11 protein-coding genes are annotated in these 13,744 nt (G+C 34.4%); 9 read left to right on the top strand and 2 right to left on the bottom strand.

What is annotated here, in order from left to right:
* Positions 1–4 precede the first annotated feature (4 nt).
* From ACGK9U_RS15120 to yidD, 4 genes are all read left to right on the top strand, one after another.
* A complete protein-coding gene (locus ACGK9U_RS15120) occupies positions 5–1,570 on the top strand; it encodes a transporter (RefSeq protein WP_394467346.1) in 1,566 nt (521 codons plus the stop codon).
* Positions 1,571–1,840: 270 nt separating this feature from the next.
* Positions 1,841–2,518: a GTP cyclohydrolase I FolE gene (folE, locus tag ACGK9U_RS15125; protein WP_394467348.1), complete on the top strand. Its 678-nt coding sequence runs from the start codon at positions 1,841–1,843 to the stop codon at positions 2,516–2,518.
* 104 nt (positions 2,519–2,622) lie between these two features.
* Positions 2,623–4,101 carry a cysteine--tRNA ligase gene (cysS, locus tag ACGK9U_RS15130; RefSeq protein ID WP_394467350.1) on the top strand — a complete coding sequence of 493 codons (1,479 nt, stop codon included), beginning with the start codon at positions 2,623–2,625 and terminating at the stop codon, positions 4,099–4,101.
* A gap of 95 nt (positions 4,102–4,196) precedes the next feature.
* Positions 4,197–4,415 (top strand): membrane protein insertion efficiency factor YidD, encoded by a 219-nt coding sequence (gene yidD / locus ACGK9U_RS15135; RefSeq protein ID WP_394467351.1) that lies wholly within the window; start codon positions 4,197–4,199, stop codon positions 4,413–4,415.
* A gap of 195 nt (positions 4,416–4,610) precedes the next feature.
* Here the strand turns inward: yidD and ACGK9U_RS15140 are convergent, their stop codons facing one another.
* A complete protein-coding gene (locus ACGK9U_RS15140) occupies positions 4,611–6,074 on the bottom strand; it encodes an aminoacyl-histidine dipeptidase (RefSeq protein WP_394467352.1) in 1,464 nt (487 codons plus the stop codon).
* A 245-nt stretch (positions 6,075–6,319) separates the two neighbouring features.
* On the opposite strand from ACGK9U_RS15140, the gene ACGK9U_RS15145 reads away from it, so the two are divergent.
* A complete protein-coding gene (locus tag ACGK9U_RS15145) occupies positions 6,320–7,387 on the top strand; it encodes a DUF3810 domain-containing protein (RefSeq protein ID WP_394467354.1) in 1,068 nt (355 codons plus the stop codon).
* Here the strand turns inward: ACGK9U_RS15145 and ACGK9U_RS15150 are convergent.
* On the bottom strand, positions 7,384–10,014 hold the full coding sequence (locus ACGK9U_RS15150; protein WP_394467356.1) for a T9SS type A sorting domain-containing protein: 2,631 nt from the start codon (positions 10,012–10,014) through the stop codon (positions 7,384–7,386). The genes ACGK9U_RS15145 and ACGK9U_RS15150 overlap by 4 nt on opposite strands.
* A 129-nt stretch (positions 10,015–10,143) precedes the next feature.
* Between ACGK9U_RS15150 and ACGK9U_RS15155 the strand changes: the two genes are divergently transcribed.
* The 4 genes from ACGK9U_RS15155 to ACGK9U_RS15170 all read left to right on the top strand — a co-directional run bounded on the left by ACGK9U_RS15155 (position 10,144) and on the right by ACGK9U_RS15170 (position 13,447).
* Entirely contained in the window at positions 10,144–10,944 is an 801-nt protein-coding gene (locus ACGK9U_RS15155; protein WP_394467357.1) for a TrmH family RNA methyltransferase, read from the top strand.
* A 62-nt stretch (positions 10,945–11,006) separates the two neighbouring features.
* Positions 11,007–11,321, top strand: coding sequence for a GIY-YIG nuclease family protein (locus tag ACGK9U_RS15160; RefSeq protein ID WP_394467358.1), 315 nt, complete (start codon positions 11,007–11,009; stop codon positions 11,319–11,321).
* A 73-nt stretch (positions 11,322–11,394) separates the two neighbouring features.
* Complete coding sequence (locus tag ACGK9U_RS15165) at positions 11,395–12,627, top strand: M48 family metallopeptidase (RefSeq protein WP_394467359.1); 1,233 nt, start codon at positions 11,395–11,397, stop codon at positions 12,625–12,627.
* A gap of 193 nt (positions 12,628–12,820) precedes the next feature.
* Positions 12,821–13,447 (top strand): hypothetical protein, encoded by a 627-nt coding sequence (locus ACGK9U_RS15170; protein ID WP_394467360.1) that lies wholly within the window; start codon positions 12,821–12,823, stop codon positions 13,445–13,447.
* Positions 13,448–13,744 lie beyond the last annotated feature (297 nt).

Here is a 13,744-nt window from a genome sequence, read left to right on the forward strand (position 1 = left end):
CACTATGAAAAAGTTAAACCTACTATTTATAGGCATGCTATCGGTGTGCTCATTAAACGCACAAGATATAAGTGACGCGTTACGATATTCACAAAGTGAAATTCAAGGAACCGCTCGTTTTAGAGCTTTAAGTGGTGCATTTGGTGCCTTGGGTGGCGATATGAGTGCGGTTAGCATTAATCCTGCAAGTTCTGCTGTATTTAGCCAAAGCCATGCTTCTATCACCTTTTCAAATGTTGATACTTCAAACGACACCCAATATTTTAATGGTTTTACTACTAGCAACACCTCTAATTTTGACATCAATCAAGGTGGTGCTGCCTTTGTTTTCGAAAGCAGAAACAATTCACCTTGGAGAAAATTCTCAATAGGTGTCGCATACGATAGAACCAATAATTATGATGATATTTGGAATGCTGTAGGCACAAATACTAAAGATGATGTGTTTATTGACAACAATGATGTAGTAAGAAGCCCTGCCAATTCAATTGCAGGTTATTTTTTTCTTAATGCAAACGGAAAACGATTGGATCAAATTTCAGCTTTTGATGATGAATCATTAAGCGATGCCTACACCGATATAGGGAATACTTACGGCTTTGCGCATCAACAAGCTTTTTTAGGATTTGAATCTTTTATTTTAGAAGCAGATGATATAAATGATGATGCTAACACTTTATATTCGTCAAATTTAGCTTCTGGAAATTTTACTCATAATTATTCATACGCATCTACAGGATATAATGGAAAAATATCTTTTAACATGGCAACTCAATATGAAGACAATTTATATTTAGGACTAAATTTAAATTCCCATTTCATTGATTACCAAAAATCTACTTTGCTATTTGAAAATAATTCAAATGCTGGATCTTTAGTTAATAATATTGAATTTGAAAATACTTTATCAACTAGAGGAAACGGGTTTTCATTTCAATTAGGCGGTATTATAAAATTAAGCCCTGAGTTCAGGTTAGGTGTTGCTTTCGATTCCCCTACTTGGTACACCATTGAAGAAGAAACAACTCAATACCTTTCAACAGTTCACTCTTATTTTGGTCCAACCGAAACTCAAGTTATCAATCCTCAAACAGTAAATGTGTACCCACAATATAAACTACAAACGCCATCAAAAATTACAGGAAGTTTAGCATATGTTTTCGGAACACAAGGCTTGTTAAGTTTTGATTATTCTAGAAAAGATTATAGCAAAACTAAATTTAAACCAGAATCTGATACCTTTTTTGCAGAACAAAACGACATAATGAGCAATATACTTACAGCTGCCTCTACTTACAGATTGGGTGGCGAATATAAAATAAAGCAATTTAGTTTAAGAGGTGGTTACCGTTTTGAAGAAAGCCCATATAAAGACGGCGTAACAGTTGGTGATTTAACGGGGTATTCTTTAGGTATTGGTTATAGCTTTGGAAACACAAAATTAGATGTAACCTACGACCAAGCAAATAGAACCAACGAAACACCTTTATATAATGTTGGATTAACCGATGCTGCTGTAATTGACAAAACAAACTCTAATATAACATTATCATTAAGTTTTAATATTTAATGGCATTCATAAAAATTTCAAAAGAAAGCCTGAATTTAAAAAAGTTCAGGCTTTCTCATTTTAATTGTAATTTACCTCATAAAACGCAGACAGACACACTAGTAAATTAATTGTTTGATAATACAAAACATAAGAAAAGTGTTTTGCTTATCTTTGCAGACCAAAATTGTGATTTAGTTTATAGATAAAACATCCATAACCAAAAGTCGGCACCAAGTTAAGGACTATATGGATGTAACATGTGACAGATAAAAACAATAAAAACAACGCATGAAAATTGAAAATAACATAGAAGAATTTGAATCTTTAGGAGACGACCACATAGGAACATCGTCTGATACACCTTTAAGAAATGATGCTTTTAAGCTTTCTAACGAAGAAAAAATTGAAATCATTAAGGATGATGTGCGACACATTATGGAAACCTTAGGCTTAGATTTAACCGATGATAGTTTGAATGGCACCCCAAACCGTGTGGCTAAAATGTTTGTTAAAGAAATTTTTGGTGGCTTAGATCCTAAGAAAAAACCAAGCGCTTCTACCTTCGACAACAAATATAAATATGGTGAAATGTTGGTTGAAAAAAACATTACCGTTTACTCAACTTGCGAACACCATTTATTACCTATCGTTGGAAAAGCACATATTGCTTACATTTCAAGCGGGTCGGTAGTTGGTTTATCAAAAATGAACCGCATTGTTGATTATTACGCTAAACGCCCACAGGTACAAGAACGCTTAACCATACAAATTGTAAAAGAACTTCAAACAGTTTTAAACACCGAAGATGTAGCCTGTGTTATTGATGCCAAACATTTATGCGTAAACTCTAGAGGTATTCGCGATATTGAAAGCAGTACGGTTACTTCAGAATTTGGAGGAAAATTCAAAGAAGAGTCAACTCGTAGAGAATTTTTAGATTATATTAAATTAGATACTAAGTTCTAATTTGTAAGTTGTTTAGTTGTGAGTTGTTGAGTCGAAACAAATAATCAACATCATAACTAAGCAACAAACAATTCAACAATAAACAACTCACGACATACCTAATCATGCAGTTATTTAAAGACCAACACATCAAAATATACAATTCACTTACAGGCACCAAAGAAACCTTTAAACCTATTAACGAAGGTTATATAGGCATGTATGTTTGCGGACCAACGGTTTATAGTAATGTGCATTTAGGAAACGTTCGAACTTTTATGTCTTTTGATATGATTTTTCGCTACCTAAAACATTTGGGCTACAAAGTACGCTATGTAAGGAATATTACTGATGCTGGTCATTTAGAGAATGATGCCGATGCTGGTGAAGATAAAATAACCAAAAAAGCACGTTTAGAACAAATAGAACCTATGGAAGTAGTGCAACGCTACACCATAGATTTTCATAACATATTAAACACATTCAATTTTTTACCGCCTAGTATTGAACCAACCGCTACGGGTCATATTATTGAACAGATTGAACTTATTAAAGATATTATAAATAACGGATATGGATATGAAGTAAACGGATCGGTTTATTTCGATGTTCATAAATTCAACGAAACCAACGATTACGGTATATTAAGCAAGCGTAAATTGGAGGATTTAATTCACAACACCCGTGAATTGGACGGACAAAGCGATAAAAAAAATCCGCAAGACTTTGCTCTTTGGAAAAAAGCAGAACCACAACACATTATGCGTTGGCCTTCGCCTTGGGGTGATGGATTTCCTGGGTGGCATTTAGAATGTACCGCCATGAGTACCAAATATCTGGGCGACCAATTTGATATACATGGTGGTGGTATGGATTTAAAATTTCCGCACCACGAATGTGAAATCGCTCAAAACGAAGCTGCGAAAGGGCAATCGCCCGTAAACTATTGGATGCACGCCAATATGCTGGAGTTGAACGGACAACGCATGTCTAAATCTACCGGAAACACGGTAAATCCAGATGAGTTGCTTTCGGGAAATAACAAATTCTTTAGCAAAGCGTTTGCACCAAGTGTCATTCGTTTTTTTATTGCACAAGCACATTACAGAAGCGTGCTCGATTTAACCGATGAAGGTTTATTGGCCAGTGAAAAAGGTTTTTACAGATTGATGGATGCCATTAATTTATTAGATGGTTTAAAAACATCGGAAACATCGTCTATGAACATAAACGCATGGAAACAGAAATGTTACGATGCCATGAACGACGACTTCAACTCCCCTATTTTAATTGCAAATTTATTTGAAGCCGTAAAATTCATCAACCAAATTAAAGAAGGCGCTTCAAGCATCACTAGTGAAGATTTAGCGCTTTTAAAAGACAGTTTAAACATATTTGTTTTTGATGTTTTAGGGTTGGAAAACGCAACTAATAAAGACTCGGGAACCGACAAACTTTCTGGTGCTGTTGATATATTGATTAAATTAAGACAAGAAGCCAGAGCGAACAAAGATTTTGCCATGTCCGATAAAATCCGTGATGAATTGGCTGCTGTTGGCATTCAATTAAAAGATGGTAAGGAAGGCACCACTTTTAGTTTGTAGTAATTTTGTAAGTCGTAAAGCCGTAGGTCGTTAAGTTGATTGGTTTACTTCGACTTAACAACTTAACAGCTTAACAACTTAACAGCTTAACAACAATGAAACTACTCATAGCACCGTTTTTATTTTTGATAAAAGTATACCAAACATTGATATCGCCATTAACGCCTGCAACGTGTAGATACCAACCCACCTGTTCGCACTACACCAAAGAAGCACTACAAAAACATGGTTTGTTTAAAGGTGGATGGCTCGCCATAAAACGTATATTTAGTTGCCATCCTTGGGGTGGAAGTGGGTATGACCCTGTGCCTTAAAAAATAACTTTTAATAATTTAAACTTCTAAATAAAATTAAAAAGCATTTTTTTAAATGTTTCTCTTTAGAGGCGGCTAGTGCTTACTTTATGTTTCATTTAAAAAAATGCTTTTAAACATTTGTCAGCTGGTAAACAAATATGTAAAATTTACAGATTAAAAGCAAATTTTATCGACGAAATGCACTATTATTCATTATTGCTTCACAGGAATATGCTTCAAAATCTCCAAAACAAACTTCCAATATTTTTGGGCTGATGAAATTTGAGCACGTTCATCAGGCGAATGGGCACCTTTAATATTCGGGCCAAAACTAATCATATCCATATCGGGATAATTTTGCCCTAGAATGCCACATTCCAATCCAGCATGACATGCAGCTACGTGAGCTTCTTCCCCATTCATATCTTTATAAATTTTTGAAAGCACTTTTAAAATGGGTGATTGCATATTGGGTGTCCACCCAGGGTAATCGCCCGAAAACTCCACCTCACAACCTGTTAACTCAAAGGTAGCACGTAATGTATTGGCTAAATCGAGTTTAGAACTTTCAACCGATGAGCGTGTTAAACAACCCACATGAATGTTTCCATCTTTCACCACAACTTTTGCAATATTATTGGAAGTTTCCACCAAATTGGGGATATCGGCACTCATTCTATACACGCCATTTTGCGCCGCATACAAAGCTCTTGTAAACCCTTCTTGAACGCCTAAATCCATAATGGTTTTTGGTGTTTCCACTTTAGTAACCACAATTTTTAAATCGGGTTCCATGGTTTTTAACTCGGTTTTTATGGTTGCTGCCAAATCGTTAATTTCTGAAACAAAGGTTTCTTCATGAATGGCATCTGTGGCAACAATGGCTTTACTTTCCCTTGGGATGGCATTGCGCAAGCTACCACCATCAATTTCAGAAATCCTTAAACCAAAATTTTCAAAACCATCAAACAACAAACGGTTCATAATTTTATTGGCATTGCCCAAGCCTTCATGAATTTGCATTCCGGAATGTCCACCTTGCAAACCTTTCACCTCGATGCTAAAACCTATTTTAAATTCTGGGGTTTCTTCTTCTTGGTAGGTTCTGGTAGCCGTAACATCAATACCACCTGCACAACCTACACCTATTTCATCATCTTCCTCGGTATCCAAATTCAATAAAATGCCGCCTGTAAGCAAACCTGCTTTTAAGCCCATGGCACCCGTCATACCCGTTTCTTCATCAATGGTAAACAAAGCTTCAATAGCTGGATGCGGAATGTCTGAGCTTTCTAAAATGGCCATAATGGTGGCTACTCCCAAACCGTTATCAGCGCCCAAAGTAGTTCCTTTGGCACGTACCCAGTCGCCATCTACATACATCTCAATACCTTGGGTATCAAAATCGAAAACAGTATCGTTGTTTTTTTGATGCACCATATCCAAATGCGACTGCATAACCACGGTAGTTCTGTTTTCCATACCTGAGGTGGCTGGTTTTTTAATGATAACATTCCCTACTTCATCTACGATGGTTTCCAAACCCAGGGTTTCACCAAAGTTTTTTATAAAAGCAATAACACGTTCTTCTTTTTTTGAGGGTCGTGGTACCGCGTTTAAATCGGCGAATTTATTCCAAAGTTGGGTTGGTTGCAGTTGTCTTATTTCTGAATTCATGATGCTTTTTTTAAGTTTTGTAAAGGTAGCAAAAAGGTACGGACTTTGGCAGCTACTCCTGATTGAGGCGGCATCCTTTTTTGTGCTTATCTAAAATTTATTGAAAACCAAACACTTATAACTAAAACTGAATTTAACAAGATACTGAAACACCATTAGCACAAAAAAGATATAGCCGAAAGCAGGAAGAAACCTTAATAAACAAACAACGGCTATTGGGTACAAATTTTTATTACTTTTGAAGCATGCCGAAAAACACAAAAACGATTATTGCCCTTTTGCTGATTCCTCAGTATATATTTATAAAATGGGCATCTAACTACCCCGAATTTATTGAAACCTTTTATAGCGAAGGTGCATACCCATATATTTCTAAGACGCTTAGGTATGCGTTGGGCTGGTTGCCGTTTTCGTTTGGAGATTTGGTATATGCCTTGGCCATTGTTTACATTTTTAGGTGGGTTTACACCAACCGAAAACGGCTGCGGAAAGACACCAAACAATGGGTGGTTGATGTGCTAAGTGCGGTGTCTATTATCTATTTTGCGTTTCATTTGTTTTGGGCCTTGAATTATTACCGATTGCCACTGCATAAAAGTTTGAATTTAAAACATGATTATAATACGGAGCAATTGGTGGCGGTTACTAAAAAGTTAATAGAAAAATCGAATGCCATTTACTTTGAAATTGCTGGTGACGATACGTTGAAAATTGATATTCCATATAGCAAAAGCGTCATTTTAGATATGGCGCCGCTTGGATATAAAAATTTAAAAAATAGCTTTCCTAAGTTGGAATACCAACCGGCCAGTGTTAAAAAATCCTTATTCAGTTACCCTTTGACTTATATGGGTTTTAGTGGGTATTTGAATCCGTTAACTAATGAAGCACAGGTGGATGCTTTGATTCCCGTTTACTTGTTCCCAACCACCACATCGCACGAAATGGCACACCAACTTGGGTATGCTGCTGAAAATGAAGCGAATTTTATTGGATGTTTAGCTGCCATAAGCCATGACGATATTTATTTTAATTATTCGGGTTACACCTTTGCGCTTCGTTTTTGCCTGAATGAAATTTATAAACGTGATGAAGCTTTATTCGAAACACTTTACGAGACAGTAAACAAAGGTGTTTTAAATAATTATAAAGAAGCCCGCGAGTTTTGGGACAGCTACGAAAACCCCTTGGAACCACTTTTTAAAAGCACATATAGTTCGTACCTAAAAGCCAATCAACAAGCCAAAGGCATGGAGAGTTATAGCTATGTGGTAGCCTTGTTGGTTAATTATTTTGAAACAGAAACTCTTTAATTTACAAGTAACTTTTTTGTAATTTGATTAATTCCATCTGAAACTTCAAGAAAATAAAGTCCGCTTTTCAAATTTGATACATTAAATTCTGCTGTATTGTTTTTTAATTCATGTTTAGAATGAAGAATTAATTTCCCTTGAACATCATAAAGATGTATATCTAAATTATTATTTGTTTTATTGCTGAGTTTCAATTCCACTAAATTATTAGTTGGGTTTGGATATATTGAAAAATCAGCATTATCAAATTGTTTATTGGAAAGCGTTGCTATAAATTCTGTTTCAAACGTATTGGTTACAACCGCTGGGTTAAAATCAAAATAAATTTCGGCAGTGTTAGGGATTATATCGCCCACATCATACCCTAACAATGGTTTAATTTTGTAATACACATAACCGTGGCTATTAGGTTCATCCATAACCTCACTTGGTAAATGTATGTTATCAAATTGCCAATTTAACTGGTTATCTGTTCTTGTAAACACATAATCATGACTAGCACTTAACATTTGTATAGTAGATTTATCCAATCTAGAGTCTAACGTATTATCTATTGAAACATTAATAGCATCAGCAGTTCCAACATTTTGAAATCTTATAGTGTAAAACAAATAATCATCACTAGAGAAATCATCATAAAAAATTTCTGGTCCGTGTGATTCCATGATATCATTTGGGTCGTAGGAACCTATAACAGTTTCTGATAGTGACGACGTATTATTTGTTGTGTCTAAATCATTACTAGAATAGTTAGCTGTATTTGTTAATACAGTTCCTAAACTGGTTGGTACTGGAACTACCATATTTACTCTTACAATTTCAGAAGTATTAGGTTCTAAATTATTAAAATTCAAAATAAAACCTGTTGATGTATTGGTAATAGAATTTCCTGCATCCACAAAAGATACATCGTTAAATACAATCGATTCATCATGAATGAACTCTACTGAACCCGATGTAACAGGCTCCAGTCCTTTATTCTGAATAACTAAATAATTATGGTAATCAAAACCAGGTCTTGGTGATGCATAAGAAACCAAATAGACAGCGATATCACTGCAATCTTGAACCTTATTGATTGGAATATTATAAACTACTTTGCTTCCATTGGATACACTAATATTTTCGTATGAAGCGGTTGTAAGGTTATAACATTGTTGAAATCCATCATCTAATTGGTAATATACACTGAAGCTGTCTGATTCATTTTCACTTATTAATCTAAAAACTCCAGTAGAAGAATATGAGTCATGCTGAACACCATCATTATTTTTTTCGTAGGTAAGTTTACCATTTAAAAAATTAATTTCTTCAGCATCTAAAGTTGAGTTAGTATTTTCATCATAAAACGCATTGACTTCAATGACACCTGCTTGAGAGCAATCCTTGACAACCAACTCTACCGGCAAAATAGTATAACAACCATAACCTTCCATATCTTCAACCTTAACATAGATGGTTTGAGGGTTTGTAACATTTTCATAGTTATTAAAAAGTATAAAATGGTTATAATCACCATTCAAAGCACCATCATAAGTGTCGAATATTGGCATATCATAAATAATGCCCCCACTATTTATTTCATCCCATATTAAGGACAAGTCAAAAACTGCTTTACCATCACCATCTTCATCACAAACCTCATATGGGTCTAATGGTCCTACTATAGGTGGTACGAAAATTGAAAAAACAAAAGATGTTATAGCATAACTACCTTTTGAATTCTCATCTACTCTTGCATAAACTGTTAATTGGTCGGGAACAGCATAAGTTATTGGCAGAGGGTTTAGCTTACTTTCTGCATCTACTTGAGACAAATAGTAAGAAACTGTAAAATTTTCAGGGTCTTGATTTCCTAAAATTATAGCATCATACTTTGTCAAATCTATTTCCAAAATACCATCTTCCCTATTTTCATCAAAATCACACTTGTATATGAAAGGTACGACTGGGTTATGAGCGACTGCAAACAAAACTCTTATTACAAATGAAGTCGTTTCAACATAACCGGTTAAATTATGCTCCCCCCTTACATAAATATCTTGCGAATCATTAATTGAGTAACTTGAAGGAGTCGCTATGGGATTTATTCCCGAACTAGCATCCGTCTGGGATAAATGGTAAGTAATAGAATAATTTGTATTTGAATTACCCATACATAACAAATTTACACTCGTTAAGTCAAATTCTACAGATTCACCTAGGGTTGTTCCATACAGTTCATAATCTGGTATAGAATAAGCTAATCTTTTTACTTCTATATAATTTTCCGCTACAAGATATTCTATACTATCTGGAAAAATTTTATTAGTTCGGTAATAGATGATTTGTGAATTGGATGTGTTTGTATATGTTTCCGGATTTATTATAGGATTTGTTTCATTATACATATCCTCGCTCGTTTCATAATAAACTATTGGGTAATAATCTTCTGGATTTCCTTTATCTTGTCTACAAAAAGTAGAAAATGGAAATAATTCAACTAAATTAAATTGCGCAAAACCATCTTCATTATCATCACAAGCGTATTCCACAAAATATCCACAAGGAGCCGGTGGTCCTCCAATCTGAGAAAAACCTGCAAAAGATAACAAACCGATAAACAAAAAAGTAATTTTTAATTCCATATGTATATTTTTATTTGTTTTTTAATTGTCAGATTCAATGCGATAAAGAAAATATTCATAATTTTTTGCGTTTGGTTCATCATGGTCATTTCATATAACGTAAATTTGCAAAACAAACATAGTAAATAATTGACTACAAAATTAATATCCAGCTCACAAAATCCATTAATTCGACAATTGGTTCAATTAAAAGACAAATCGCGCGAACGTAAAAAAAGCGGCTTGTTTTTAATTGAAGGTGAACGCGAAATAACTCTGGCATTAAAAGGCGGTTACCAGTTGGAAAGCGTGTTGTTTAATCCTGAAATAATTTCAGAAGCGCAACTTAACAACTTAACAACTAAACAACTAAACTTCATAGAGGTTTCCACCGAAGTATACCATAAACTGGCCTATCGAGATACCACCGAAGGTGTTATAGCGGTTGCCAAAAACAAAAACCATAACATTACCGATTTAAAATTCAACACAAAATCACCTTTAATTTTAGTTGCTGAAGCTCCCGAAAAACCGGGAAATATTGGTGCCATTTTACGAACTGCCGATGCCGCCAATGTAGATGCCGTAATTATTGCCAACCCAAAAACCGATTTATACAACCCAAACATCATCCGTTCTAGTGTAGGTTGCGTGTTTACAAACAACGTTGTTACGGGTTCAACTTCTGAAATTATCGCGTTTTTAAAAGCCCATAATATCGCTATTTATTGCGCTGCTTTACAGGCTTCGGTCCATTATAACACGCAAGATTTCACAAAACCAACTGCCATTGTGGTTGGTACAGAAGCCACGGGTTTAAGTGATGAGTGGCTAGCAAACGCAACACAAAATATTATTATCCCAATGCAAGGCGAAATAGATTCCATGAACGTATCCGTTGCTGCGGGAATTCTTATTTTTGAGGCGAAAAGACAACGTGGATTTGAATGACAAACTAGATGTCACACTGAGCGCAGTCGAAGTGCTATTGCAAACCTAATAAACTTTAAAACATGTATTTCTATTATGTTTACATATTAAAATGTTCCGATGGTTCTTATTACACTGGAATTACAAGTAATTTAGATAAGCGCATAGAAGAACATACATATGGAAGACATAGAAATTGTTACACTTATAAGCGAAGACCAATAGAAGTTAAGTTTTACGAAACTTTTAATGATGTATTGCTAGCTATATATTTTGAAAAGAAAATAAAAAAATGGACTCGAGCCAAGAAAGAAGCTTTAATAAAAGGTGATTTTAATATGTTGCAAATTTTAGCTGAATGTAGAAATGCAACTCATTTTAAGTATCTAGACAAATAAGCACTTCGACTGCGCTCAGTGTGACATTTAGTTTCTATTTTTGTTTTTCGTTAATTATATTTCTTACAACAACATGAATTCAGAAACCTTATTCTACATCATCATAGCCATCATCATCATCAATTTTATTGTTGATAAGATTTTGGACGCTTTAAATGCCAAACATTTTAACGATGCGCTTCCTAAAGAATTGCAGGATGTTTATGATGACACTGAATATAAAAAATCGCAAAATTACAAGGCAACCAATTATAAATTTGGGTTGATTACTTCTACTTTTTCTCTACTATTAACCTTAGGATTTTTAATTTTGGACGGGTTTGAGTTTGTAGACACCATTGCTAGAAGCTATAGCAACCATCCCATACTCATTGCGCTTATCTTCTTTGGAATCATCATGATTGGTAGCGATATTTTAACCACGCCTTTTTCGTATTACAGTACCTTTGTTATTGAAGAGAAATTCGGGTTTAACAAAACCACCCTTAAAACCTTTATCCTCGATAAAATAAAAGGCTGGCTTATGATGGCTATTGTAGGCGGTGGTATTTTAGCTTTAATTATTTGGTTTTACCAATCTACTGGAAGTTATTTTTGGCTCTATGCTTGGGGCTTGGTTGCAGTATTTACCATTTTTATGAATATGTTTTATTCCAAACTTATTGTGCCTCTTTTTAATAAACAAACACCTTTAGAAGATGGCAGTTTGCGCGATAAAATTGCAGCCTATGCCCAAACTGTTGGTTTTAAACTCGATAAAATTTTTGTGATAGATGGCTCCAAACGCAGCACCAAAGCCAACGCTTATTTTTCTGGTTTTGGCAGCGAAAAACGCGTTACCCTTTACGATACGTTGATTAACGATTTGGATGATGAAGAAATTGTTGCCGTTTTAGCGCACGAAGTTGGACACTACAAAAAGAAACACATTATTTTTAATTTAATTACCTCTGTTTTGCTAACGGGGTTAACGCTTTATATTTTATCCTTATTTATATCAAACCCTTTATTATCGAATGCTTTGGGAGTAGAAATACCTAGTTTTCATATTGGGTTGATTGCTTTTGGACTGCTTTACTCACCTATTTCTGAAATTACGGGTTTAATTATGAATTGGTTTTCTAGAAAGTTTGAATACCAAGCTGATGATTACGCCAAAAACACCTATAAAGGCGAACCGCTCATCACCTCATTAAAAAAACTTTCCAAGAATAGTTTGAGCAACTTAACACCACATCCAGCCTATGTGTTTATGCACTATTCGCACCCTACGTTGTTGGAACGTATTAAAAATTTGAGCAAGTAACAACTATTGTAATTCTTGTAAGTGACACCTGTTTGTTCTTAATGTTGAAGCATAAAAAAACATTAAGAAAATTCTTCATTTAAAACAGAAAAAATTATATTTACTGGATAACATTAACTATAAAACTACTTTATCCTGACATATTTACAGAATATAAGTAATAAAGGTTACTATATAACACGTTGGCAAACAGTTGAGTAACGTAATCCATATATTAATTTTAAGTCTGATTACGACTTTCGCATTTGGACAATCCGAAAAGGAATCCTATTGGAATCCATATATAGAATCTAACCGAATTGAAATCGGATTAAAACATTACGACAGTCTAAATTTTGAAAAAGCTTATCGGATTTGGACTCATTACCAAGTAGTGGAGTTATTTAAAATAACTGACTCAACTTACATCGGAACTTTGACAAGTTTTGTCACTCACAAAAAAAGTAAGAAGAAAAACGAAATTGTTTTTCAGAGAATAAAAATTCCAAATAAAACAGTTGAGAAATTAATCAAATCTGTAGAATCTGAAAATATCGAGTCCTTAAAAGACTGTTCGGAAATTGAAAACTATCCAAAAGGATTTGACGGAAAAACATACGTTTTTGAAATCGGAATAGAAAAAACAAGACGAGTTTACTCGTATTGGGAACCTGAAAATGAGAGTTTTCAAAATCCAAATATGCAAGAAATAATAAATGTTAGAAATATATTAAATAAAATGAATGCCGAATTCGATTTGTGGAAATATTTTACAGATTTTAGAGACAGATTGCCAAAAGGGCATTACTCTTATGGAACAATAAACATGATAAAAACATAAAAAAACCGTTTGCTAACAAAATATAAAAAATTACTAGTTTTAGCTAAACCAATGTCAGTTGCTCGTTTGCTAGCTTCTGATTATCCTTCGGAAAATCCTCGCACAAAAATACGCAACTTTCCATACCAAACGTTAGCAAATATTAATAACTACCTATGAATAAATCATACTTGTTGGCTCTTACTGCTTTATTATTCACAATACATTTAATCGGACAAGAAAGTAAAAAACCTCCGTTAAAAACGGAGGCTTTGATTTTCAGATTAGCCCCAAAGGGGCATTAGGCTCATTCATGAT

It is taken from the genome of Mariniflexile sp. HNIBRBA6329, from assembly GCF_043558645.1.
GTDB lineage: Bacteria > Bacteroidota > Bacteroidia > Flavobacteriales > Flavobacteriaceae > Mariniflexile.

Bases quoted from the DNA above. Each gene is read 5' to 3' on its own strand.
- ACGK9U_RS15120 (WP_394467346.1), top strand. From the start codon at position 5: ATGAAAAAGTTAAACCTACTATTTATAGGCATGCTATCGGTGTGCTCA.
- folE (WP_394467348.1), top strand. From the start codon at position 1,841: ATGAAAATTGAAAATAACATAGAAGAATTTGAATCTTTAGGAGACGAC.
- cysS (WP_394467350.1), top strand. From the start codon at position 2,623: ATGCAGTTATTTAAAGACCAACACATCAAAATATACAATTCACTTACA.
- yidD (WP_394467351.1), top strand. From the start codon at position 4,197: ATGAAACTACTCATAGCACCGTTTTTATTTTTGATAAAAGTATACCAA.
- ACGK9U_RS15140 (WP_394467352.1), bottom strand. From the start codon at position 6,074: ATGAATTCAGAAATAAGACAACTGCAACCAACCCAACTTTGGAATAAA.
- ACGK9U_RS15145 (WP_394467354.1), top strand. From the start codon at position 6,320: ATGCCGAAAAACACAAAAACGATTATTGCCCTTTTGCTGATTCCTCAG.
- ACGK9U_RS15150 (WP_394467356.1), bottom strand. From the start codon at position 10,014: ATGGAATTAAAAATTACTTTTTTGTTTATCGGTTTGTTATCTTTTGCA.
- ACGK9U_RS15160 (WP_394467358.1), top strand. From the start codon at position 11,007: ATGTATTTCTATTATGTTTACATATTAAAATGTTCCGATGGTTCTTAT.
- ACGK9U_RS15165 (WP_394467359.1), top strand. From the start codon at position 11,395: ATGAATTCAGAAACCTTATTCTACATCATCATAGCCATCATCATCATC.